Genomic DNA, 23,695 nt, shown 5'->3' with positions numbered 1-23,695 from the left:
CGAGATCATCAACTGAACTCCTAGCTCGGTTCCGTGGTGCGGATCAGCCCGCAGGTCACGCACGACCACGCCACGAGGAAACGCTCGTCGTCGAGCACCTCGAACCGCAACGGATCGCCGCACGTCGGGCAGGTCGGGAGACCCTCGGGCGTCCTCACCGCTCGAACGTCACGTGAACGACGCCGCTCTCGGCGACTTCCGACGTGACGCGGTAGTCCGTGTGCAGGTGCTCCAGGTCGTCCCACAGGCGGGTGCCGCGCCCCAGGACCACGGGGCGGATGGCGACGTGCAGCCGGTCGACGAGGCCCGCGGCGAGGGCGGAGCGCGCGGTCGAGACGCCGCCGCCCACGCGCACGTCGGCGTCACCGGCGAGTCCGGTCGCCCGGCGCACGGCATCCTCGATCCCCGTCCGGACGAACTCGAATCGCGTGCCGTTCGCGAACTCGATCGGCGCGCGTTCCCGGTGCGTCAGCACGAGTACCGGCACGCGGAACGGCGGCTCGTCGCCCCACCATCCACGCCAGTCCGGGTCGTCGGGGAACGAGTGGATGCCGAACATCCCCGCGCCCAGGACCTCGGCGCCGACGCCCTCGAAGTAGGCGGCGGCGTACCGGTCGTCGATTCCGGTCGTCCCCGCGCCGGAGGTGTCGCCGAACACCCGCGCGCGGAACGTGCGCGTGGCCATGTAGTCCTCGACGAGCAGGCCCCAGTCGGCCCCCATCGGGTTCTCGGGCGAGATGTCGGCGGGCGCGGCGACCCCGTCGAGCGAGATGTTCAGATCGACACGGACGGCCATGGCATCCCCGGAATGTTCTCTTACCGGTAGTTCGTGAACTGCAGGTCGACGTCGAGGTCGGCGGCCTTGAGGAGGCGCTGGACCTCCTGCAGGTCGTCGCGGGACTTCGACTGCACGCGCAGCTCGTCGCCCTGGATCTGCGATTTCACGCTCTTGGGGCCCTCGTCGCGGATGATCTTGCCGATCTTCTTGGCGTTCTCCTGCGAGATGCCTTCCTTGAGCGTCGAGGTGATGCGGTATTCCTTGCCGCCGGCGACCGGGTCACCCGTCTCGAGGCTCTTCAGCGAGATGCCGCGCTTGATGAGCTTGGTCTGGAAGACGTCGAGCACGGCTTTCGCCCGCTCCTCGGAGTTCGCCTTGATGAGGATCGCCTCACCGCTCCACTCGATGGAGGCGTCGGTGCCCTTGAAGTCGTAGCGCTGTTCGACCTCTTTGCGGGCCTGGTTCAGGGCGTTGTCGGCTTCCTGGCGGTCGATCTTGGAGACGATGTCGAATGAGCTGTCGGCCATTCCGTGATTCTAGCGAGCGTCGACGGGCCCGGCCCGGCGCGCCCGGGTCGCTCGTAGACTCGGATGCCATGCGAGCACTCACCGAGAACGAGGTGCGCGATGCGTTCGTCAACGCCGCGCCGGAGGAGTTGCGGGTCGTGGCGCTGCCGCACGACTTCCTTCTCACCGACTGGGATCATCTCGATTTCTTCGCGTGGCGCGACCCGCGCACTCGGGGGCGCGGGTACCTCGTGACCGAGCGCGACGGTGAGCCCACGGGGATCGTGCTGCGGGCTGCGGACGGGCAGTCGCGCGCCCGTGCGGCCATGTGCAACCTCTGCCACACGATGCAACCGGGTGACCAAGTGGCGTTGTTCACGGCGCGGAAAGCCGGGGCGGCGGGGGAACACGGCGATACGGTCGGAACGTACATGTGTGCCGACCTGTCGTGCCACGAGAACGTGCGCCTCGCGATGCCGCTGGCGCCGAGTGAGATCCGCGGGAGTGTGGACATGAAGATCGACGGCACCAAGCGCCGTACCGAGGCTTTCGTCGAGCGAGTGCTCGAGACGGCCGGGGTGCAGCGGTGAGCGGCCGGGTCGTCGTCATCGGCGACGCCCTCATCGACGAACTGCGTGACGACGCCGGTGTGCGCGAGTTCGTGGGCGGGGCCGCTCTGAACGTCGCGGTGGGACTGTCGCGCCTCGGCGTCCCCACCTCGCTCATCGCCATGGTCGGCGACGACGCGGCGGGTGAGCAGATCCGCGACTACCTCGCCGAGTACGACGTCGACCTGCTGCAGAGCCCGTCGGAGCACGGGTCGTCGCGGGCGGTGAGCACGCGATCGGCCGGCGGTGAGCCGGAATACGCCTTCAACGAGGCCGCGCAGAACCGCCGTGTGCGCTACGGCGACGCCGAGCGCGCCGCGCTGGCCGACGCGCCCCTCGTCGTGGTGAGCTGTTTCCCGTTCGACGATGCGGAGCAGACCGAGGCGCTGCTGGATGCCGTGGGGGCGACCTCGCTCGCGATCGACCCGAACCCCCGGGCCGGCATGCTCCATGACCGCGAGGCTTTCGTGCGCGGGTTCGAGAAGGCTGCTGCTCGCGCGCAGCTCGTGAAGGTCGGCGAGGACGACGCGCAGCTCCTGTACGGCGGACCGCTCGAGGACCTCCGCGAGAAGCTCTCGGCCCTGGGCGTCGAGGCCGTGCTGGCCACGTACGGCGCCGGGGGAGCGGCCATCGACGCGCACGGGCTCACCGTCTCGCGCCCGATCGTGGAGCTTCCCGAGCCCATCGTCGACACGATGGGCGGTGGCGACGCCGTGCTCTCGACGACGGCGGCGCTCGTGCGCGGGGGTCTGCCCGAGGACGAGGCGGGCTGGGGCTTCGTGCTCGATCGCGCCATGGAGGTGGCCGCCGTCACCTGTCGCAGCGAGGGCGCGCTGCTCCGCATCCCCGAGTGATCCCGGCCTGAACCGACCCGTGGGGGACGGCTCCGACGGAGGAGGTGCGTGTCACCCCCGGCCCGTGTTGGAACCACCCCCTCGGGGAGGGTAAGGTAGGTGATCGCGCCTCCGGTCGACTGAGAAAGCCGGGCGGGTGCGCACCTGGCGAGTTACCCAAGCGGCCAAAGGGATCTGACTGTAAATCAGACTGCATTGCATTCGGGGGTTCGAATCCCTCACTCGCCACCGAACATCATCGCGAAAGCCCCGGGCAACCGGGGCTTTCTCGTTTCTCACGCCGATTCGCGCCAGACGATGGGGCTCTCTAGCAGGATCGGGGCCGTGAAGGTCTGCCCGTCGAGCTGCGCGAGGACGGCGCGCGCGGCGGCGCTGCCGAGCTGGTCGGCGGGTTGGTGCACGGTCGACAGCGGGGGGTCGCAGCGCAGCGCCCAGGAGCTGTCGTCGAATCCGACGATGCCGACGTCGTCGGGCACCCGGCGCCCCGCCTCGCGGAGCGCTTCGAGCGCGCCGGCGGCGACGGCGTCGCTGGAGGCGAAGACGCCGTCGATGTCGGGGACGCGGTCGAGGAGGCGCTTCATGCCGGCCTTGCCGTCGGAGAACGAGTAGAACGGCACGCGCTCGACGAGCTGCGGGTCGAAGTCGCCGCCGAGCGCGTCGACGAACCCCGCGAGGCGGTCGGCGCCGGAATCGCGGTCGAGGGCGGCGGCGACCATGCCGACGCGACGGCGTCCCGTGCCGACGAGACGTTTCGTGATCTCGCGCGCCGAGCCGCGGTTGTCGATCGCGACGTGGGCGGCGTCCCCGATGTCGCGCGGGTTGCCGACGAAGGCGGCGGGGAGGCCCAGTTCCACGACCGCCCGGGTGATGGGGTCGCCGACGCGGGCCGAGACGATGATCACGCCGTCGATGAGGCCGCCACTGAGGTAGCGCGCGAGTCGGTCCACGTCGCGCGAGGTGTCGGCGATCAGGCACGAGAGCTGGTAGTCGGCCTCGGAGAGCGCGCTGTTGGCGCCCAGGAGGATCGAGGCGATGTTGGGGTCTTCGACGAACAGCGAGTGCGGCTCGTGCACGATCAGACCGATCGCCTGCGAGCTCTGCATCACCAGACTGCGCGCGGCGCGATTGGGGACGAACCCCACTTTCGCGATCGCCGCTTCGATCGCCGCGCGCGCGTCTTCCGAGACGTACGGCTGCCCGTTCAGTACGCGGCTGACCGTCCCCCGCGAGACCCCCGCCTCGAGGGCGACGTCTTTCACGGTGGCGCGACGCCGACGCTCCGTTTCCACGTTCCCGATCCTAGGGGCGACGACCCTGATGTGTGAACGAGCACAGATTGATAACGGTGACTTGACGAGCAAAACAGGGGATGCCACTCTGTGTACGTTCACAGAACCTCGACGGGGAGGCATCCGCTCGAGACTGTGCACGTTCACAGAACGAGGAGCAGGATGACCGGCCGGACCCCCTTCACCCACGAGGGCATCGCCTTCGGGTGCGACTACAACCCCGAGCAGTGGTCGCCCGAGGTGTGGGACGAGGACATCCGCCTCATGCGGGAGGCCGGAGTCGACCTCGTCGCCCTCAACATCTTCGGCTGGTCCCACCTGCAGCCCGGACCCGACGCGTTCGACTTCGTCGCTCTCGACGACATCATCGAACGGCTGCACGCCGCCGGCATCCGCATCAATCTCGGAACCGGCACCGCCTCGGCGCCCGCGTGGCTCAGCCGCGCGTACCCCGAGGTGCTTCCCATGGCCGAGGACGGCACGCGCCGCTACCCGGGCGGTCGTCAGGCGTGGTGCCCGAGTTCACCGATCTTCCGCACGGCATCCCTCCGACTCGTCGAAGCGGTCGCGGCGCGGTACGGGTCGCACCCGGCGGTGGCGCTCTGGCACGTCTCGAACGAACTCGGATGCCACAACGCCCTCTGCTACTGCGACGAGAGCGCCGCCGCCTTCCGGGTGTGGCTGCGCGAGCGGTACGGATCGGTCGCGGAGCTCAACCGGGCATGGGGCACGGCGTTCTGGAGCCAGTCGTACTTCGACTGGGAGGAGATCCTCCCCCCGCGGGCGGCCCTGTCGGCCCGGAACCCGGGGCAGTTGCTCGACTTCCACCGCTTCAGTTCGGACGCGGTCTTCGCGCAGTACCGGGCGGAGGCCGAGGTGCTCCGACGTCTCAGCGACCGCCCGGTGACGACGAACTTCATGGTCACCGCGCACATCGAGAACATGGACTACTGGTCGTGGGCTGACCAGATGGACGTCATCGCCAACGACCACTACCTCGATCACCGGCTCGGCGATCCGCTCAGCGAACTGGCCTTCGCCGCCGACCTCAGCCGCGGGCTGGCCGCCGGGGATCCGTGGATCCTCATGGAGCACTCGACGGGGGCCGTCAACTGGCAGCCGTTGAACCTGGCCAAGGAACCCGGTCAGCTGCTGCGGAACTCGCTCACGCACGTCGCGCGGGGTGCCGACGGCGTGTGCTTCTTCCAGTGGCGCGCCTCGTTGCAGGGCGCCGAGAAATTCCACTCGGCGATGCTTCCCCACGCCGGTACCGACTCCGCCGTGTGGCGCGAGGTGGTCGAACTCGGCGGGATCGTGGACCGGCTCGGCGAGGTCGCAGGTTCCCGCGTCGTGGCCGACGCCGCGGTGATCTTCTCGTGGGAAGCCTGGTGGGCCACCGACACCGAATGCCGCCCCAGCCAGTCGGTCGGCTACCTCACTCAGGTGCACGCCACGTACGCGGCGCTGCACGCCCAGGGGCTGACCGTGGACATCGTGCGCCCGGGGGCCGACCTCGCCGCGTATCGCTTCGTCGTGGTTCCGGGACTGCATCTGCTCCGCGCCGACGAGGCCGCCGTGCTCACCGACTGGATCGCCGCGGGCGGGACCGCAGTCGTCACCTACAACTCGGGCATCGTCGACGAGAACGACCGCATCTGGGCGGGCGGGTACACCGGCCCGCTGCGGGACGCCCTCGGCATCCACGTCGAAGAGTTCGCGCCCGTGCGGCCGGGGGAGACGATCGCCCTCGACGACGGGACCGGCGCCTCCCTCTGGAGCGAGCGTCTGCGCGCGACCACCGCCGAGACCGTCGCGTCGTTCGTCGACGGGCCGTCCGTGGGGTCGCCCGCCGTGACCCGCAACGCCCACGGGCGGGGGAGCGCGTGGTACCTCGCCACGCAGCTCGCGCCCGCGGCGCTGGCCGACCGTCTGGGCGCCATCGCCCGGGAGGCGGGGGTGCGCCCGGCCGCGGACGTCGAGGCCCGGGGCCCGTTCGAGATCGTGCGGCGCCGGGGAGCGGATGCGTCCTACGTCTTCGTCGTCAACCACGGCGACACCGACCTCGTGGCCGACGTGCGCGGCACCGAGCTCATCACGGGAACCGCGGTCGATGACCGACTGCGCGTCCCTTCCGGCGCCGTGCGCGTCGTCCGAGAGGAGAACCACTCATGACCGCTCCCGCCGCCACGGCGCGAACCACCGGAGCGCCGTCCGGGGCAGTGACGCCCCGGGTGCGTCGACGCATCCCCCACAAGAGGGCCATCGCGGCCTTCATCGCGCCCTTCGTGGTGCTCTTCGTGCTCTTCTACCTGGTGCCGATCGGCTACGCGATCTGGAAGTCGTTGCTCGTCGTCGAGCGCGAGGGCACTTTCGGCCAGGCCCGCGAGGTGTTCGGCGGCCTCGCACAGTACGCGCTGGTGTTCCAGAACACCGCGTTCTGGACCTCGGTCGGCCGCGTGCTGCTGTTCGGCGTCGTGCAGGTGCCGGTGATGCTCGGTCTCGCGCTGCTGTTCGCCCTGCTGCTGGACTCGCCGTTGCTGCGCGGCAAACGCTTCTTCCGCCTGGCGTTCTTCGTGCCGTACGCCGTCCCGGGCGTGATCGCCGCCATCATGTGGGGCTTCCTGTACTCGCCCAACCTGTCGCCCTTCCCCGGCATCACCTCGAACGTCGACCTGCTGTCCGCGGATCTCGTGCTGTGGTCGATCGCCAACGTCGTGACCTGGGTGTTCGTCGGCTACAACATGCTGATCATCTACTCGACGCTCCTCGCGATCCCGCAGGAGATCTACGAGGCGGCCCGCATCGACGGCGCCGGCCAGGCCCGCATCGCGTGGTCGATCAAGATCCCGCTCATCCGGCCGGCCCTCGTGCTCACCGGGGTCCTCTCGATCATCGGGACGCTCCAGCTCCTCGCCGAGCCCCAGACGTTCCGCTCGTTCAGCTCGGCGGTGACGAGCACCTTCACCCCCAACATGACGATCTACGCGACCAGCTCGATCCCCAACGTCTCGCTCGCGGCGGCGTTCTCGGTCGTGCTCGCCCTGGCGACGTTCGTGCTGTCGTTCACCTTCCTCCGTCTCAGCCGTCGTGGAGCCCAGTCATGAGCGCGATCGCCCCCACCCCCACCGACACCCGCACGCTCACCACCGGACGCCGCGCCGGCCGGGCACGACCGGCGGCGACCGGCCCCCGCGAGAGCATCGTGTCGCGCACGACCGCCATGGTCGTGATGGGCATCTTCACGCTGTACTTCCTCATCCCGCTGTGGTGGCTCGTCGTGGCTTCCACGAAGGACCGCGGGCAGCTGTTCAGCACCAACGCGCTCTGGTTCGCCGACTTCCGGTTCTTCGAGAACGTCGGGCAGCTCTTCGCCTACCGCGACGGCGTCTACCTGAAGTGGCTCGGCAACAGCGTGCTGTACGCCGGCGTCGGCGGCGTGATCGCGACGGTCATCGCCGCGATGTGCGGCTACGCGCTGGCGAAGTACCGCTTCCCGGGTCGCGAGGCCATCTTCAACACCGTGCTCGGCGGTGTCCTCGTGCCCGCGACGGCTCTCGCGCTCCCGCTGTTCCTGCTGTTCAGCCAGGTGCAGCTCACCGACACGTACTGGGCCGTCCTGCTGCCGAGCGTCGTCAGCCCCTTCGGCGTCTACCTGACGCGCGTGTTCGCCGAGGCATCCGTGCCCGACGAACTCCTCGAGGCCAGCCGCCTCGACGGCGCGGGGGAGGTGCGGACGTTCTTCACGGTGTCGATCCGCCTGATGTTCCCGGCGCTGGTGACGGTGTTCCTCTTCCAGTTCGTCTCGATCTGGAACAACTTCTTCCTGCCGCTGATCATGCTGCGCAGCGAAGAGCTCTTCCCCGTCACGTACGGCCTCTACGCGTGGAACTCCACGATCAACCAGTTCCCCGAACTGCGCACCTACGTGCTGGTCGGGTCCCTCATCTCCATCGTCCCGCTCATCGTGACGTTCCTGCTGCTCCAGAGGTACTGGCGCACCGGGCTCGGCACGGGGGCCATCAAGTAACACACCTCCCGCCGGCACGACCGGCGGGCCAACCGAGAGAAGGAATCATGCAGCACAAGAAGAGAGCGGTCAGCGTCGCCCTGCTCGCCGCGGGCGCCCTGGTCATGGCGGGATGCTCGTCGTCGAGCACCGGCAGCGCCGACGCGGCGTCGTGCGCCCCCGCCGGCGAGAACGTGACCCTCACGTTCACGTCGTGGATCCCCGGCATCGAGGATGCCGTGGCGATCTGGAACGAGAAGAACCCCGACATCAAGGTCGAGGTGCAGACGGGCCCCTCGGGCAACGCCGGCACCTACCAGAACTTCTTCAACCAGCTGCAGGCCGGGAACGCCCCCGACCTCGGCCAGATCGAGTACGACGCGCTGCCGAACTTCCGGGTGCAGGACGGCCTCGCGAACCTCGGTGCGTGCGAGGACGTCGTCAAGGCCAAGGACCAGTTCGTCGACTGGACGTGGAAGCAGGTCACGCTCGGCACCGAGAACGAGGTCTACGGCGTGCCGCAGGACGCCGGCCCCATGGCGCTGTTCTACCGCAAGGACCTGTTCGAGCAGAACGGCATCGCGATCCCGACGACGTGGGACGAGTACCGCGAGGCCGCCAAGAAGATCCGCGCGCTCGGCGGCTACATCACCAACTTCTCGCAGAGCGACATCAACCAGTTCGCCGGCTTCGTGTGGCAGGCGGGCGGCCAGTGGTTCTCCAACGACGGCGACGCCTGGAAGGTCGACCTCACCAGCGACGCCTCGACGAAGGTCGCCGACTATTGGCAGGGCCTGATCGCGGACGACCTGGTCTCGTCGTACCCGGCGTGGACCGACGAGTGGAACAACGCGTACAACACCGGTGAGGTGTGGTCGTGGAACTCGGCCGTGTGGGGTGCCAACTCCATCTCCAGCGGTGCTCCCGACACGTCCGGCAAGTGGGCCGTCGCCGAGGCCCCGCAGTGGCAGGCCGGGCAGTCGTCCGCCGGCAACTGGGGCGGTTCCTCGATCGCCGTGTTCAAGTCCACGAAGCACCTCTACGAGGCGGCGAAGTTCGCACTGTGGCTGAACACCTCCGAGGAGGCGCTGACGTCGCTCAACAAGACCGCGGCGATCTACCCCGCCACGAAGGACGGGCTGAAGCTCCCCGCTCTGCAGGAGGGCGTGCCCTTCTACGGCGACCAGAAGATCTACGACGTCTTCGCCAAGGCCTCCGGCGAGGTCGACCCGAACTTCGTGTGGGGTCCGACGATGACGCAGGTCTACGCGGACGTGTCCGACGGCTTCAAGTCGGCCGTGGCGGGCTCGGGGACGCTGACCGAGGCCCTGGCATCCGCGCAGGACAAGACGATCGCGACCCTCGAGGCGCAGTCGATCCCGGTCGCGAAGTAACCTCCATCGCATGATCCATCACCTCCGCGCCGCGGGCGTCGACTTCATCCTCGACGCCCGCGGCCCGGCGGCGCCGGTCGTGGTGCACTGGGGGCGCGCCCTCGGTGACCTCGACGCCGCCGCCCTCACCGCCCTGGCCGACGCCGCCGCACCGGCCGTCGCTCCGAGCTCGATCGATCGTCCTTTCCGGGTCGGTGTCGTGCCCCTCCTCACGGAAGGCTGGACCGGCCGTCCCCCCGTCGAGATCTCCCCCTTCTCCCCGGTGCTGCGCCACCTCGGCACCCGACGCGACGGCGACGCCGTCGTCGTGACGCTCGCCCTCGGCGACGCGGGGCTCGAGCTGCGGTACGCCCTCACTCCGCAGGGCGTCCTCCTCGTCGACCGTCGCGTGCGCAACGACGGTGCCGCGGATCTCGAGGTGCGCGCCCTGTCCGCGCTCCTGCCCGTGCCCCCTCGCGCCCGCGAGGTGCTCGACTTCACCGGCCGCTGGGCGGGGGAACGCGAACCGCAGCGCTCGCGGCCCGGCCACGGCGTGTGGGCGCGCGACACCCGCCACGGCCGCGGCGGCCACGACGATCCGTTCCTCTTCGCCGTCGGAACGCCGGAGTTCGGGTTCCGTCACGGCGAGGTGTGGGCCACCCACGTCGCCTGGAGCGGCGACCGCTCGGTCTGGTTCGAGCGCGGCGACATGGGTCTCTCGGTCATCGGTGCGGGCGAACGCCTCGACGGCCACACCCTCGCCGCGGGCGACACGTACGAGGCGCCCACCGTGGTCGCCGTGTGGTCGGACGTCGGGCTCGACGGTCTCTCGGCGCGCCTGCACCCGTGGGTGCGGTCGTGGGCGACGCCCCGCGGTCCTCGTCCCGTGACACTGAACACGTGGGAGGCGGTCTACTTCGACCAATCGCTCGAACGGCTCACCCCGCTGGTCGACGCCGCCGCGCGGGTCGGCGCGGAGCGCCTGGTGCTGGACGACGGCTGGTTCCACGGCCGCACCGATGACCGGCGTGCGCTCGGCGACTGGACGGTCGACGAGCGGGTGTGGCCTGACGGCCTCGGCCCCCTCATCTCCCGGGTGAACGGCGACGGTCTCGAGTTCGGCCTCTGGGTCGAGCCCGAGATGGTCAGCGCCGACTCCGACCTCGCCCGGGCGCATCCCGAGTGGATGCTCACGCCGGCGGATGCCGTCTCCTGGCGGTTCCAGCACGTGCTCGATCTCACGAACCCCGACGCCTGGCGGCACATCTTCGACCGTCTCGACGCGTTGCTGACGCAGTACCCGATCGCGGCGCTGAAGTGGGACCACAACCGCGACCTGCTCGTGCCGCGGACCGGGGGTCAGGTGCGGGCGCTGTACCGGCTCCTCGACGCCCTGCGCGCCGCGCACCCGGACGTGGAGATCGAGTCGTGCGCGTCCGGCGGTGCCCGGATCGACCTCGGCATCCTGCGTCGCGTCGACCGGTTCTGGACCAGCGACACCAACGATCCGCTCGCCCGCCAGCGGATCCAGCGGTGGACGGGCATCCTGATCCCCCCGGAGTTCCTCGGCTCGCACGTGGGAGACGAGCGCGCGCACACGACGGGGCGGACGGCGTCGGCGGCCTTCCGCATGACGACGGCGCTGTTCCTGCACGCGGGGATCGAGTCCGACATCTCGCGCCTCGACGACGCGCAGCTCGCGGCGCTCGCCGGGTGGACGGCCCTCTACCGCGCGCACCGAGCGCTGCTCCACGGCGGCACGACCGTGCGCGTCGACGACGCCGACCCGGCTGTGCTGCAGCACGGTGTCGTCGCCCCCGACCTCGGCGAAGGGCTGTTCGCGTACGTCGCACTGGACCGGTTCGATGCGGCCCTCCCGTCGCCGATCGTGCTGCCGGGCCTCGATCCGGATCGGCGCTACCGCGTGAGGGTGCTCGAGGTGGGCGCGCCGGTGCGAGCGATCCAGGATGCCGACCCCGCCTGGGTCACCGCCGGCGGCGTGGTTCTGCCGGGCTCGGTGCTCGCCGAAGGTGTTCTGCCGGCGCCCCTGCTGGTGCCGGGTGAGGCGCTGCTGCTGCACGTCACCGCGGAATGAGATGACAGCGAAAACCCCGCCCCGAAGATGGGGCGGGGTTTTCCTGATCCTGGTTCAGTCCTCGTCGGCCGTGAAGGGCACGCTCCCGGCGCTGCAGTACGAGCCGGGGGAGTGCACGAGGTGCGCGATGCGCAGTTCGGCCTCGGCGTCGTCGGACATCTCCGGTCGCACCTGCGGGGAGGCGTTCCACCGGAACTGCTCCTGCTCGGGGAAGCGGCGGGCGTGCGCCTCGAGTCCGAGCGGCAGCAGCCGCATGCGACGGTCGACCCACTCGGCATCCCACGGGCCCTCCGCCTGGATCTGCTCGGCGGCACGGAATTCGTAGTAGATGGTGCGGCGCAGGCGGTTGCCGGTGACGGCCTCGGAGCCGTGCACCACCATGACGTCGTGGACGAGCACGTCGCCGGGTTCGAGCTCGACCTGCACGACGCCGGGTGCGTCCCACCCGTACTCGTCCTGCAGCTGGCAGACGTCGACGGGGGCGAGGTGCGAACCGGGCGCGACGCGGAGGGCGCCTTCGCCGGCCCTGGAGGCGTCCAGGTACACGTCGACGTTGAAGATCCGGTGCGTGCGGGGGTGCACGGCATCCTGATGCCAGTCGATCGCGGCACCGTCGCCGGCGTCCTTGAAGACGAGTGACTCGTAGGTCGGGACCAGGTCGGCGCCGGCGAGGCTCTCGGCGATCCCGAGGACCGCGGGTGAACCCAGCAGTTCGAGGGAGGCGGGCGAGCCCTTGCCGTGGAGGTAGTCGACGCGGAACATGCGTCGCGCGCCGCCGCGGGTGGCCCACTGGTAGTCGGGGCCCTCCGGGCTGTCGGGGCCGAGCGCGCGACCGGTGGCGATCCACTCGTCGGCGGCCTTCTGCAGGCGGGCCAGCAGGTCCGCGGGGATGCGCCCCGGCAGCACGACGTAGCCGTGCGCGTCGAAGTGCGCGATCTGCTCGGGGGTCAGGTGGTACGGGGCGGTGGACACCGAGGCCGGTGTCGAGGTGAGGGTGCTCATGCCCTCACCGTACGATCGGACGAAGGGCGATCTCATCGTGCTGAGACGGGCGTTCTTCCGGGATACTCGGATCATGGATGCCACCTCCTCGTCGTTCGACCTCGCCTGCTGGCGAGGGGCCGTTCCGCGCATGTCGGTGGCGCACACGCACGACGATCTGGAGTTCAACACCGCGCCGGTGGAGCTGGAGTACCTCGTCGACGGTCGGCAGGTCGTCATCCCGGCGGGGGCGCTCGCGGTGTTCTGGGCCGCCCGACCCCACCAGCTCGTGCGGGACTCCGGCGGCCGGGAGCTCGCGTGGCTCACGGTGCCGCTCGCCGAAGCCCGGGGGTGGCGGCTGCCGGGGGAGTTCCTCGCGCGGATGTTCGCCGGTGACATCGCGGTGTCGCCGGCCGCGAAGGGGCCGCTCGACCTGGCCGAGCGGGTCGGTGCCTGGGGCGAGGAGCTGCGCCCGGGCCATCCGCTCCGCCGCGCGGCGGTGGGGGAGGTGCAGGCGTTCGTGCTGCGCGCCGCGCACGCGACCGCCGCGGTGGCGGCGATGCCGCAGCGCGGGCGAGGGTTGCGGGCGGATGTGGCGGACATGGCCGCCTGGATCGCGGAGCATGCGGCCGAGGACGTCTCGGTCGCCGCGGTCGCCGATCACGTGCATCTGCACCCGCACCACGCGATGGCGGTTTTCCGAGGGGCGCTGGGCGTCACGATCGGCGATTACCTCGCGCAGTGCCGGATCGCGCGTGCACGGGAACTGCTGCTGACGACCGACGAGGCGATCCCCGACATCGCGGCATCCACGGGCTTCGGTTCGCTCAGCCAGTTCTACGCGCGATTCCGCGATCACACCGGGGAGGCGCCCGCCGCGTATCGGCGGCGCCACCGCGGGTGAGGCCCTGCTGCTGCACGTCACCGCGGAGTGAGCTCCGGAGGAGGATCCCGCCCGGGTTCTCAGCCGGCGGCGAGCAGCTCGCGGGACTTCGTCTCGAGGAACGACACGAGGGCGCCGAGCACGTTGAGCTCGTTCCCGAGGTTCACGATCCCGACGGCGGTGAGTTCGATCGTGGTGTCGCGCGCCTCCATCGTCGCCTTCCACCGGCCGTCGCTCCCGGCGATCGGCTGGAGATAGGTGATGGTGGCCGCTTCGCTGAGGTCGACCACGATCAGTCCGCGGGTGACCTCGGTGTCGTCCTGCTGCTCGAGGACCCGCATGTCGCTGCCGGTCAGGTACCCCAGGCCGCGGAACTCTTCGAGCCACCGCTCGAGCAGCTGCATGTCGAGCAGATCACGTACAGGCACAGCACACTCCGTCTCGGCGCGAGGATGCGCTCGAGACATTATCCCGGCTCCCGCGGGGAGGCGGGGCGTGTGCTACCGGATTCAGGCCGCGCGCACGGACCTCGCCGGGCGTCGGGGGGCGACGTGCTGCGCGGGCGTCCGGGGGAGGGCGCTCTCGTCATCCGCCCACGTGCGGAGGTCGACGACGAGTCCGGCGGACGCGTTCGCCTGGTCGGCCAGTGCGCGGAGGTACTCGCCGACGAGGTGCTCCGGTTCGGCGGAATCGAACACGAAGCGCATCGGGATGGACGGGTGCAGCCAGATCGCGGAGCGTCCGGGGGTTTCGGGGTCGCCGGTCCAGGTGAGGGTGAAGGACTCGTTGCGTCGGAGCTTGGTGGAGGCGATCACCTTGACGTAGGCCAGCAGACGGTCGGGAAAGGTCACCGGAGAGGCATCGGTGCCGTAGAAGAGACGGGCCATGTCGCGACCGTAGCACTATTTAACTGAGTTAAATAATGAGATGAAATATTCACAGGTTTAATCAGTGCTGGCTAGGGTGGATGCCATGTCCCTGCGTCCCGCACTGTCCATGGCGCTCGACGCCTACGTCGAGGCGCGTCGCTCCGCGGAAGCGGCCACGCGGGCGGAGTTGCGGCTCAGCGAGACCGAGGTGCGTGCCCTGCTGCGCATCCGCGAGCGGCCCGGCATCCGCCCCTCCGAACTGCGCGACCATCTCGGCGTCACCTCGGCCGGGGTCACGACACTCGTCGACCGCCTCGTCGAGCGCGGACTCCTGCGCCGCGAGCTCGACACCGAGGACCGGCGCGTGAACCACATCCACCTCGAGGTCGACCTCGACGCCGTGCCCTGGTCGCAGCTCGACCGCTTCGCCCGTGATCTGGATCACGCCGTCGACGGGGAGCGGGTCGCCGAGACGACCGTCTTCGCGGAGATGCTCGGTCGGATCACCCGATCCGTCCTCACTCCGCGCTGATCTCCGGGACGCGGGCGAACGCGTTCTCCAGCGCCGCGCGCACCGCGCGGACACCGGGGCGATCCGCCGTTCCGCGTCGCACCGCGGTGAAGATCTCGCGTCGCGGTCGGCCGGGGAGGTCGATCGACCGCGTGGCCGGCTCGTCACCGCCGAAGACGAGCGCGGGGATCATCCCCACCGCATGCCCGGATGCCACGAGCCGCACGTGAGCGGTGAGGTCGGCCAGGGCGAAGCGGACGTCGGGCTCGAACCCCGCGGCCCGGCACTGCTGCGTCGCCCACTGGCGCGCGGCGGTCCCCTCCGGTTCCATGACCCAGGCCCGGTCGCGCAGGTCGGCGAGCGCGGTGGCCCGGTCGTCGTGCGCGACGGCGAGGCGGATGGCATCCCGTCCCAGCGTGCGACGCTCCAGCAGCGCGCGCTGCTCCCGCGTGTGCCCGGGATACTGTTCGGCGACCGCCAGGTCGAAACCGTGGGCGGCGACTTCGAAGAGCCCCTCCTCGGGTGCGAGCTCGGCGATCTCGACCCGGAGGCGCGGCTCGGTCTCGGCCAGGACGTCGAGCGCCCGCGGGACGAGCCCGTGCGCGGCCGACTGCATCACGGCGAGGCGCACCGGGGCGAGCGAGGGGCGGAGCAGCTCCAGTTCGGCACGCGCGGCTTCGTCGGCGGCGAGCATGCGGGCCGCGTGCGCCGCGAGCGCTTCGCCCTGCGCAGTGAGGCGGACCCGCCGCCCGTCGGGTTCGAGAAGCGGGACGCCGGCTTCGCGTTCGAGCTGGGAGAGCTGTTGCGAGATCGTCGAGGGGCTGAACGACAGGGCCTCGGCGACGGCGGAGAGCGTGCCGCGCATCGACAGTTCGTGCAGCAAGCGCAGGCGGCGCAGATCGAACATCGGCATCCTTTCGTTCTGATCGAACAATACCGTTCGTAAATCATCGCTTTTGCTGAAACGTGGCCGGCCGCACACTGAGGGCATCCGAGGAAGGATCCCCATGTCGCTCACCGATGTCCCCGGCACCGATGTCCCCCCGGTGGCGGTCGCCCCGGCCGATCTGGCCGACGACGCCGTCGCCCTCGTCCGTCGCTGGCTGGCCGAGAGCCGTTCCGAACCCGTCGACGCGGCGGCCACGCGGCTGGCCGGTGTCCTGCGCGACCCGAACGGACTCGCGTTCACCGTGGGCTTCGTCGACGGCGTGGTCCGGCCCGAGGATCTGCGTGTCGCCGCCGCGAACCTCGCGGCTCTCTCTCCGCTCGTGCCGGCGTTCCTTCCGCTGCACCTGAAGGCCGCGATCCGCCTCGGCGCCCTGACGGCGCCGATCCTGCCGTGGGTCGTCGTCCCCGCCGCGCGCACGGCGCTGCGGTCGATGGTGCGCCACCTCATCGTCGACGCCGGCGACCGTCGTCTCGGTGAGGCGATCGCGGCGATCCGGGGCCGCGGCGACGGCGTCCGGCTCAACGTCAACCTCCTCGGTGAGGCGATCCTCGGGAAGAAGGAGGCGGGGCGTCGCCTGGAGGGCACGCGCCGCCTGCTCGCTCGGGACGACGTCGATTACGTCTCGATCAAGGTGTCGTCGACGGTCGCCCCGCACACCCCGTGGGCGTTCGACGCTGCGGTCGCCGACGCCGTCTCCGCCCTGCGGCCGCTGTACCGCGTGGCGAAGGAGACCGGCACCTTCCTCAACCTCGACATGGAGGAGTTCAAGGACCTCGACCTGACCCTCGCCGTCTTCGAGACGCTGCTCGCCGAGCCCGAGTTCCACGGGGTCGAGGCGGGGATCGTGCTGCAGGCGTACCTGCCCGACGCGCTGGCCGCGATGATCCGCCTGCAGGAGTGGACCGCCGCGCGGGTGGCATCCGGGGGTGCTCCGATCAAGGTCCGCGTCGTCAAGGGCGCGAACCTGCCGATGGAGCGGGTGGATGCCGACGTGCACGACTGGCCGCTCGCGACCTGGCCCTCGAAGCAGGCGACGGATGCCTCGTACAAGGCGGTCCTCGACTACGCCCTGCGCCCCGAGCACACGGCGCACGTGCGGATCGGGGTCGCCGGACACAACCTCTTCGACGTGGCGCTGGCGTGGCTGCTCGCCGAGCGTCGCGGGGTCACCGGTGGCATCGACGTGGAGATGCTCCTCGGGATGGCGACGGCGCAGCAGGCCGTCGTTCGTCGCACGGTCGGCTCGATCCTGCTGTACACCCCGGTGGTGCACCCGCAGGAGTTCGACGTCGCGATCGCGTACCTCATCCGGCGCCTCGAGGAGGGGGCGTCGAGCGAGAACTTCATGTCGGCGGTGTTCGATCTCGACACGCACGAAGCGCTGTTCGCTCGTGAACGCGACCGCTTCCTCGCGTCGCTCGCCGACATGCCCGAGGGCGTTCCCGCGTCCCACCGGGTGCAGGACCGCGCCGTGGCGCCCGTGCCGGTGCCGCGCGAGGGGTTCCGCAACACCCCGGACTCGGACCCCGCGATCGCCGTCAACCGGGCCTGGGCCTCCGGGATCGTTTCGCGCATGGCGTCGTCACGCCTCGGAGCCGACACGATCGCCGCGCACACCGTCGTCTCCGAGTCGGTGCTCGACGAGCGGATCCGCGCCGCCGCGGCCGCCGCCGCCGCGTGGCGCGACCTCGGGGGCGACGCCCGCGCCGAGATCCTGCACCGCGCGGGCGACGTGCTCGAGGCCCGTCGTGCCGAGCTCCTCGAGGTGATGGGTGCCGAGTGCGGAAAGGTCATCGAGCAGAGCGACCCCGAGGTGTCCGAGGCCGTCGACTTCGCGCACTACTACGCCGAGCAGGCACGGCACCTCGACCGGGTCGACGGGGCGCGGTTCACGCCGGTCGGTCTCACCGTGGTGACGCCCCCGTGGAACTTCCCCGTCGCGATCCCCGCCGGATCCACTCTCGCCGCGCTCGCCGCCGGGTCGGCCGTGGTCATCAAGCCGGCGGCGCTCGCCGAGCGCTCCGGGGCCGTGATGGTCGAGGCCCTGTGGGAGGCCGGGGTGCCGCGCGACGTGCTGACGCTCGTGCAGGTGTCCGAGAGCGACCTCGGCCGGCAGCTGCTCACGCACCCGGCCGTGGAACGCGTGGTGCTCACCGGCGCGTACGAGACTGCCGAGCTGTTCCGTTCGTTCCGTCCCGACCTGCCGCTTCTGGCCGAGACGAGCGGCAAGAACGCCGTGATCGTGACGCCCAGCGCCGACCTCGACCTCGCCGCGAAGGACGTCGCCCTCTCGGCGTTCGGCCACGCGGGACAGAAATGTTCCGCCGCGTCGCTCGTCGTGCTCGTCGGGTCGGTCGCGACGTCGCGTCGCTTCCGCGACCAGCTCGTCGACGCCGTCACGTCTCTCGAAGTGGGGATGCCGTGGGACGACGCCGCGCGCGTCGGGCCGCTCATCGAGCCCGCTCGGGGCAAGCTCCTGCGGGCCCTGACGACCCTGGAGCCCGGGCAGCGCTGGGTCGTCGAGCCGCGGCGCCTCGACGACGACGGGCGTCTGTGGAGTCCCGGCATCCGCGAGGGTGTGCAGCCGGGGAGCGAATTCCACCGCACCGAGTACTTCGGTCCGGTGCTGGGGATCATGACGGCGGAGACGCTCGACGAGGCGATCGAGATCGTCAACGCGATCGAGTACGGCCTGACCTCGGGGCTGCACGCTCTCGACGAGTCCGAGATCCAGCGGTGGCTCTCCCGGATCGAAGCCGGGAACGTCTACGTCAACCGCGGTACCACCGGTGCCATCGTCCAGCGGCAGCCGTTCGGCGGGTGGAAGAAATCCGCGGTCGGAGCCGGGACCAAGGCCGGCGGACCGCACTACCTGTTCGGGTTCGGCTCGTGGACGGATGCCGGATCCCGCGCGCCGCGGGGTGCGGACGCCCTCGTGGGGGCGGCGTCGGCGGCGGTGCCCGCCGAGGACCGCGAGTGGCTGGCATCCGCCCTCGCGTCCGACGCCGCCGCGTGGGCGGGGCAGTACGGGTGTGCCGTCGACGTGACGGGTCTGGAGTCGGAGCAGAACGTGCTGCGGTACGGAACCGTCCCGGTGACCGTGCGGTTCGAGGACGCGCGCGACGTGGCCCTGGTGCGCGTGGTCGCCGCGGGCGTGCGCGTCGGCTCGGTCGTCACCGTGAGCTCCGCGCGCGCGTTGACTCCCGCGGTGCGGGCATGGCTCGAGGGCGTCGGCGTCGCGCACGAGATCGAGGACCCCGCCGCGTGGGCCCGGCGCGCTGCGGGGCTCGCGCGTTCCGGTGGACGGGTGCGCCTGCTCGGCGGCTCCGCCGACACGTTCGCCGCCGTCACCGACGGTTCGCCCGCGGTCGCGTTGTACGCCGGGGAGGCGACGCGTGCCGGCGAGGTGGAACTTCTGACCTTCCTGCGCGAGCAGGCGGTGTCCATCACCGCCCACCGCTTCGGGACGCCGCGGCGTTACGCGGTGCCGCCGCTCGTGGTGGTGTGATTCCGTCGGATCGAGGCGGGGACGGGTGTCCCGGTTTCGGTCTGCGGCCATCACCTGGGCTTCGGTCTGCGGCCATCACCGCGCATCGCTTCGGGGCGCCGCGGTGTTATGCGGTGCCGCCGCTCGTGACGGTCTGACTTCGTCGGACCGAGGCGGGGACCGGCGTCCCGGCCGCGGTCTGCGGCGAGGTGATCGGTTCGCCGGCCGTGACGCGCAGGGGGAGCTCGCCGGCCCAGACCCCGCGGTCTTCGCCGTCGCCGTCCTCTTCGACCTCGGAATCGGCGTTGTCCTTCACGCTGGCCTCGGTCAGGGGCAGACGGAGGACGAGCGTTGCGGCGAGTTCGCGCCCCGTCATGGCGCGGACTTCTTGCGCCCGGCCGGGCATGAGGTGTTCCGACAGCGCCAGCAGGGCGGCCTCCTTCTCTTCCGGAGGGACCACGGATGCCACCCCGTGCACGACCGCGCAGCGATACCGCATCGAGCTGTCGAACAGCGAGCGGGCGTACTTCAGTCCGAGCAGGTGCGTCACGGTGAGGCACACCGGTGCTCCCGCGGCGATCCGCCGGAAGAAGTCGCTCCCCGTCGACCCGTGGATCAGCACGTCGTCGCCGTCGCGACCGATGCCGACGGGCAGGGCGATCGGTCGGCCGTCGCGCACGATGGCGAGGGTGGCCGCGAGGGATCCGTCGAGGATGTCGTACAGGGCTGCGCGGTCGGTGACCTGGTACTGCGGGAGGCGGCGGACGCGCGTGAGCGGGGTGACGGGCAGGTCGGTCATATCTCGATCTCAGTCGATCGAGTGGTCCAGTACATAGGCCGGTTCTCGCGTTTCCATCTGGACCAGTGCAGGCTGGAGCGATGATCGCATCCGGCATCCTGGACCGTTCCTCGACCGTGCCGCTGCACGTCCAGCTCACGCACGGACTGCGGGGCGCGATCGTCGACGGCCGGTGGGTGGCGGGGGAGTCGTTGCCGTCGACGCGGGCTCTCGCCGGCGACCTCGGCGTTGCGCGCGGCACCGTCGTCGCGGCGTACGAGACCCTCGCCGGCGAGGGGTATCTCGTCGTGCGGCCGGGCGGACGGACGACGGTCGCGGCGCTCCCCCCGGGCGGGGTCGGCCCGGTGGACGCGCCGACCCCGCATCGGCCGTCGGATGCCACGGCGATCGATCTCCGCCCCGGGAGGCCCGGCACCCGTGGCCTCGCCGACGCGGCGTGGCGGTCGGCATGGCGGCGCGCGAGCGCCCGCGATCCTGAAGCGGACGTCGACGACGAGACCGGGCTGCCGGCGCTGCGCGAGGAGATCGCCCGCCACCTCAGACGCACGCGCGGGCTGGCCGTGGATCCGACCGACGTGATCGTCACCGCGGGGACGAGCGATGCCCTGCTGCTGGCAGCGCTGGCGCTGTCGACGCCTTCTCATCGGAGGCCCGGGCGCTTCGGGGTCGAGAACCCGGGGTATCCGCGGGTGCGGGCGGTCCTTTCGCGCGTCGGCGTCGAGGCGGTTCCGCTTCCGGTGACCATCGACGGCGGTCTCGACCTCGATGTCGTCGAACGACACCGCGACCTGGACGCCGTGGTCGTCACGCCCCACCACCATTACCCTCTCGGGAGTCGGATGGATGCCACGGCGAGGGCACGCCTGATCGCCTGGGCTCGCGGGACCGGGACGGTCGTGATCGAAGACGACTACGACAGCGAGTTCCCGCACGGCCGGGCGCCACTACCGCCGCTGCGGCTCCTCGACCCGCACGGGGTGGCTCTCGTCGGCACCGTGTCGAAACTGCTGAGTCCCGCGCTTCGCTGCGGCTGGATCATCGCCTCGGGTCGTGTGCGCGAACGGTTGGGGGCCGCGCGCGCCGATCTGGACCTTCCCGTCTCGAGCGTCCTCCAGCACGCGCTGGCGTCGTATCTCGCGGAGGGTTCGCTCGCCCGGCACACCGCCCGTCGGCGTCGCGACTACCGCCATCGTCGGCGACTCGTGCTGGAGGCGCTGGAGCCGGTCGACGGTGTGCAGTTGGCGGCGATGAACGGCGGGCTCCACGCGGTCGTGCTGTTCGGTGAGCGTGAGACGGGGAGCGCCGGCGGATCTCGAGGACAGTCGCCGGAGCCCGGTGCGGTCGTCGCCGCGATCGCCGAACGCGGTGTGCTCGTGTCGGCGCTGTCCGAGTACGCGGTTCCCGGTGCCGCGGCGGATCTTCCCGCCGGCATCGTGCTCGGGTACGCCGAACCGACGACGCCGCAGTTGACGCGAGCGCTCGCCGTCGTCGCGGATGTGCTCGCGGCGGCGAGCCCGAGGGGTGCGCGGACCTGATTCCGGGATCGGCCGGTCGGCCAGGACCGCGGCCGGACGCGCGGCGACCGAAACGACGGGCTGCCGGTGTTGCGGGGCGGGAGACGTGCGGATGCTCGAGTTCCGGGGTGCGAGACGTGCCGGATCGCCGGGCTGCTGGTGTTGCGCGGTGCGAGAGCGGTGGGCTGCCCGCGTCGCGGGAGGGAGAGCTGCCCGCGTCGCGGGAGGGAGAGGTGCGGCGATCAGGCGCCGGGGCTCGTGACGGTGGCGGTCAGGTCATCCGGGTTCAGGCTCGTGGGGGTCGCATCGCGGCGATCAGAACCCGGGCGACCGGGCCGCCCTACCAGACCCGGGGATCAGAGCAGTCGGGGACCCGGAACAGGGGGGGGCAGAACCGCGGGGAACCAGAACCGCGGGGAACCAGAACCGCCGGGGATCGAACAGCGGGGAATCAGAACGGCGGTGGATCGAACGGCGGTGGCTCAGAACTGCGGGGGATCAGAACCGCGGTGGCTCAGAACTGCGGGGGATCAGAACCGCGGTGGCTCAGAACCTCGGGGTGTCAGAACGGCGGCGGATCAGAACGGTGGGGGATCGGCATCCGGCACGAACATCACCCGCGCGGGAACTCGTTCGCGATGCTCCTGACCGAGCGGGCTATGGAATCGCAGCGTGCCGTCGCGTTCCTGCGTGACCGTCCATTCGGTCTCGGTCTTCAGGGTGTGGTGTCGCACGCAGAGGTGGCACAGATTGTCGAGACGCGTGGGACCGCCCTCGTGGGCCTCATGGTTGTGGTCGATCTGGCATCGGGCGATCGGTGCGCGGCAACCGGGTGCGCGGCAATGCCTGTCGCGGGCGGCGAGGAATCGGCGCTGGCATGTCGTCGGTGCGTATCGGTCGACCTCGAGCACGGAGCCGGTGACGGGATCGCAGAGGAGGCGGTCCCAGCCCGGCGCACGCGCGGCCAAGTGTCGCGCGGTGTCGGGGTCGATCGGGGTGAGGCCGTCGATGCTGGCGCCGCCGTCGGTGCGGCCGATGAGCGTCAGGGCGGGCACGGTGACCTGGACGTGTCCCCGGATCGCGCCCAGGCCGCCCGGGCAGACGGTGTCGTCGGTCGGGTCGATCGCGGGAGCCGCGGTGAGCAGCAGGTCGGCGCAGAGGTCCGCCCCGATCTGCGCCAGGGTGCGAGTGTCCGACCAGGTGTCGTCTGAGGGAGCTGCGCTCATGACCGCTTGCGTCTCGGGGGCGGATCGAGCGGTCTCGGACATCGTGGCGGAGGTGTCCGCCTCGTGACTTGTGGTTTCCGCGTGCGCCACGACCTCGTGTCCCGCTGCCGCCTGCGCCACTGCCGTCTGCGCCACTGCCGCCTGCGCCACTGCATCGTGTCCCGCGACTTCGGTTCCGTGCGCCTCGGCTTCCTCCGGCGAATCTCGCTGCTCTTCCCCTGCATCGGCCCCGATCGCGGCGGCGCGAATGGCGGCAGCCTGCCGTCGCAGCCGGTCGCGGATGCCGTAGGCCACCGTTGCGGGGAGGATCACGCTCAGCTCGGCCATGCCGTCCGCCAGGTCGCGAACGCTCACACCGCGCGCCGCTGCGGCGCGCGCGTGACGCGCGGTCATGCCGATCGGGTGGACGCTCTCCGCGAGCTCTCGTCCGAAGGCCTTCACTCTCCCGGGGGAGTCGTGCTCAGCCCTGGTGAGGACGACCTGCTCCCACCCGGCGCGAGTCGCATCGTCGTCGAGGACGATGCCCGTCTCGAGGATGGCCTGCGCGTGCCGCACGCCGATGCGTCCCTCGGCGAGGGCATCCACCGTTGCGGCGAACTTCTCGGTCAGGGTGTGAGCATCGGACAGCTCTTTCTGCACAGTGAGGTCGTGGCTGTGCGTCGCGACGGCGACCTCGAGCGCAAGTGAGCGGATCGGCATCTCCCGTTCGCGGGTGGCGCGGGAGCGGGAGCGCGCGACCTCGTCGAGCGCGATCCGGAGCGCTTCTGCCCGGAGCCTGACGAGCGCGGCATGAACGCGTGCTGCCCGGACCGACTCGTCGCGGATCGCCGCGACGAGCTCCCGCAGCCGGTCGTCGTCAATCGACGACGGTTGCGGGATGGGGATCGGGGGCATGGGTCAAGAGTAGAACGTATGTTCGAATAAATGGGGTGATGTCACCCGGAGAAGTGCAGACAATCACCCGGGT

21 protein-coding genes and 1 tRNA gene are annotated in these 23,695 nt (G+C 70.9%); 12 read left to right on the top strand and 10 right to left on the bottom strand.

Annotated features, from left to right (window positions below):
* Positions 1 to 20: 20 nt before the first annotated feature.
* Genes BGO45_RS06490 through BGO45_RS06480 form a run of 3 tightly spaced genes read right to left on the bottom strand, consistent with a single transcriptional unit; the run spans position 21 to position 1,305 of the window.
* On the bottom strand, positions 21 to 158 hold the full coding sequence (locus BGO45_RS06490; RefSeq protein WP_022877849.1) for a hypothetical protein: 138 nt from the start codon (positions 156 to 158) through the stop codon (positions 21 to 23).
* Complete coding sequence (locus BGO45_RS06485; RefSeq protein ID WP_292691942.1) at positions 155 to 796, bottom strand: dihydrofolate reductase family protein; 642 nt, start codon at positions 794 to 796, stop codon at positions 155 to 157. The genes BGO45_RS06490 and BGO45_RS06485 overlap by 4 nt, the downstream gene beginning before the upstream one ends.
* 20 nt (positions 797 to 816) lie before the next feature.
* On the bottom strand, positions 817 to 1,305 hold the full coding sequence (locus tag BGO45_RS06480) for a YajQ family cyclic di-GMP-binding protein (protein WP_076495316.1): 489 nt from the start codon (positions 1,303 to 1,305) through the stop codon (positions 817 to 819).
* A gap of 68 nt (positions 1,306 to 1,373) precedes the next feature.
* Here BGO45_RS06480 and BGO45_RS06475 point away from each other — a divergent pair, with 68 nt between their 5' ends.
* From BGO45_RS06475 to BGO45_RS06465, 3 genes are all read left to right on the top strand, one after another.
* Complete coding sequence (locus tag BGO45_RS06475) at positions 1,374 to 1,874, top strand: FBP domain-containing protein (protein ID WP_292691940.1); 501 nt, start codon at positions 1,374 to 1,376, stop codon at positions 1,872 to 1,874.
* Positions 1,871 to 2,746 carry a PfkB family carbohydrate kinase gene (locus tag BGO45_RS06470; RefSeq protein ID WP_292691937.1) on the top strand — a complete coding sequence of 292 codons (876 nt, stop codon included), beginning with the start codon at positions 1,871 to 1,873 and terminating at the stop codon, positions 2,744 to 2,746. The genes BGO45_RS06475 and BGO45_RS06470 overlap by 4 nt, the downstream gene beginning before the upstream one ends.
* Positions 2,747 to 2,892: 146 nt before the next feature.
* A tRNA-Tyr gene (locus BGO45_RS06465) sits at positions 2,893 to 2,974 on the top strand.
* 47 nt (positions 2,975 to 3,021) lie between these two features.
* Here the strand turns inward: BGO45_RS06465 and BGO45_RS06460 are convergent.
* Positions 3,022 to 4,035 (bottom strand): LacI family DNA-binding transcriptional regulator, encoded by a 1,014-nt coding sequence (locus BGO45_RS06460; RefSeq protein ID WP_292691935.1) that lies wholly within the window; start codon positions 4,033 to 4,035, stop codon positions 3,022 to 3,024.
* 162 nt (positions 4,036 to 4,197) lie between these two features.
* Between BGO45_RS06460 and BGO45_RS06455 the strand changes: the two genes are divergently transcribed.
* Genes BGO45_RS06455 through BGO45_RS06435 form a run of 5 tightly spaced genes read left to right on the top strand, consistent with a single transcriptional unit; the run spans position 4,198 to position 11,509 of the window.
* Positions 4,198 to 6,207 (top strand): beta-galactosidase, encoded by a 2,010-nt coding sequence (locus tag BGO45_RS06455; RefSeq protein WP_292691933.1) that lies wholly within the window; start codon positions 4,198 to 4,200, stop codon positions 6,205 to 6,207.
* On the top strand, positions 6,204 to 7,139 hold the full coding sequence (locus BGO45_RS06450) for a carbohydrate ABC transporter permease (protein WP_076495324.1): 936 nt from the start codon (positions 6,204 to 6,206) through the stop codon (positions 7,137 to 7,139). The genes BGO45_RS06455 and BGO45_RS06450 overlap by 4 nt, the downstream gene beginning before the upstream one ends.
* Positions 7,136 to 8,062: a carbohydrate ABC transporter permease gene (locus tag BGO45_RS06445; protein ID WP_292691930.1), complete on the top strand. Its 927-nt coding sequence runs from the start codon at positions 7,136 to 7,138 to the stop codon at positions 8,060 to 8,062. Before BGO45_RS06450 ends, BGO45_RS06445 begins: the two co-directional genes overlap by 4 nt.
* A gap of 47 nt (positions 8,063 to 8,109) precedes the next feature.
* A complete protein-coding gene (locus BGO45_RS06440) occupies positions 8,110 to 9,435 on the top strand; it encodes an ABC transporter substrate-binding protein (RefSeq protein WP_292691928.1) in 1,326 nt (441 codons plus the stop codon).
* 10 nt (positions 9,436 to 9,445) lie between these two features.
* A complete protein-coding gene (locus BGO45_RS06435; RefSeq protein ID WP_292691926.1) occupies positions 9,446 to 11,509 on the top strand; it encodes an alpha-galactosidase in 2,064 nt (687 codons plus the stop codon).
* A 54-nt stretch (positions 11,510 to 11,563) separates the two neighbouring features.
* On the opposite strand, the gene BGO45_RS06430 is transcribed toward BGO45_RS06435, so the two are convergent.
* Positions 11,564 to 12,511, bottom strand: a complete 948-nt coding sequence (locus tag BGO45_RS06430) for a phytanoyl-CoA dioxygenase family protein (RefSeq protein ID WP_292691924.1) — start codon at positions 12,509 to 12,511, stop codon at positions 11,564 to 11,566.
* Positions 12,512 to 12,584: 73 nt separating this feature from the next.
* Here BGO45_RS06430 and BGO45_RS06425 point away from each other — a divergent pair, with 73 nt between their 5' ends.
* The gene (locus tag BGO45_RS06425) at positions 12,585 to 13,394 is read left to right on the top strand and encodes a helix-turn-helix domain-containing protein (RefSeq protein ID WP_292691922.1); all 810 of its coding nucleotides are present in this window, start codon (positions 12,585 to 12,587) and stop codon (positions 13,392 to 13,394) included.
* 59 nt (positions 13,395 to 13,453) lie between these two features.
* Here BGO45_RS06425 and BGO45_RS06420 read toward each other — a convergent pair whose 3' ends face one another.
* Together BGO45_RS06420 and BGO45_RS06415 are read right to left on the bottom strand one after the other, a co-directional pair.
* Complete coding sequence (locus BGO45_RS06420; protein ID WP_292691920.1) at positions 13,454 to 13,801, bottom strand: hypothetical protein; 348 nt, start codon at positions 13,799 to 13,801, stop codon at positions 13,454 to 13,456.
* Between the two features lie 81 nt (positions 13,802 to 13,882).
* The gene (locus BGO45_RS06415; protein ID WP_076495336.1) at positions 13,883 to 14,260 is read right to left on the bottom strand and encodes a hypothetical protein; all 378 of its coding nucleotides are present in this window, start codon (positions 14,258 to 14,260) and stop codon (positions 13,883 to 13,885) included.
* Positions 14,261 to 14,345: 85 nt separating this feature from the next.
* Between BGO45_RS06415 and BGO45_RS06410 the strand changes: the two genes are divergently transcribed.
* On the top strand, positions 14,346 to 14,774 hold the full coding sequence (locus BGO45_RS06410) for a MarR family transcriptional regulator (RefSeq protein ID WP_292691917.1): 429 nt from the start codon (positions 14,346 to 14,348) through the stop codon (positions 14,772 to 14,774).
* Here BGO45_RS06410 and BGO45_RS06405 read toward each other — a convergent pair.
* Complete coding sequence (locus BGO45_RS06405) at positions 14,761 to 15,660, bottom strand: LysR family transcriptional regulator (protein ID WP_292691915.1); 900 nt, start codon at positions 15,658 to 15,660, stop codon at positions 14,761 to 14,763. The genes BGO45_RS06410 and BGO45_RS06405 overlap by 14 nt on opposite strands.
* A gap of 100 nt (positions 15,661 to 15,760) precedes the next feature.
* On the opposite strand from BGO45_RS06405, the gene BGO45_RS06400 reads away from it, so the two are divergent.
* A complete protein-coding gene (locus BGO45_RS06400) occupies positions 15,761 to 19,210 on the top strand; it encodes a bifunctional proline dehydrogenase/L-glutamate gamma-semialdehyde dehydrogenase (protein ID WP_292691913.1) in 3,450 nt (1,149 codons plus the stop codon).
* A 106-nt stretch (positions 19,211 to 19,316) separates the two neighbouring features.
* Here BGO45_RS06400 and BGO45_RS06395 read toward each other — a convergent pair whose 3' ends face one another.
* Positions 19,317 to 19,988 (bottom strand): pyridoxamine 5'-phosphate oxidase family protein, encoded by a 672-nt coding sequence (locus BGO45_RS06395; protein WP_292691911.1) that lies wholly within the window; start codon positions 19,986 to 19,988, stop codon positions 19,317 to 19,319.
* 80 nt (positions 19,989 to 20,068) lie between these two features.
* Here BGO45_RS06395 and BGO45_RS06390 point away from each other — a divergent pair, with 80 nt between their 5' ends.
* Positions 20,069 to 21,523 (top strand): PLP-dependent aminotransferase family protein, encoded by a 1,455-nt coding sequence (locus BGO45_RS06390; RefSeq protein WP_292691909.1) that lies wholly within the window; start codon positions 20,069 to 20,071, stop codon positions 21,521 to 21,523.
* A 557-nt stretch (positions 21,524 to 22,080) separates the two neighbouring features.
* Here BGO45_RS06390 and BGO45_RS06385 read toward each other — a convergent pair.
* Positions 22,081 to 23,622 (bottom strand): HNH endonuclease signature motif containing protein, encoded by a 1,542-nt coding sequence (locus BGO45_RS06385; RefSeq protein WP_292691907.1) that lies wholly within the window; start codon positions 23,620 to 23,622, stop codon positions 22,081 to 22,083.
* Between the last annotated feature and the right edge of the window lie 73 nt (positions 23,623 to 23,695).

The sequence above is a fragment of the Microbacterium sp. 71-36 genome, assembly GCF_001898305.1.
Taxonomy (GTDB): domain Bacteria; phylum Actinomycetota; class Actinomycetes; order Actinomycetales; family Microbacteriaceae; genus Microbacterium.
Note: the sequence above shows the minus strand (reverse complement) of the source record. Positions and strands in the feature narration are given on the sequence as shown.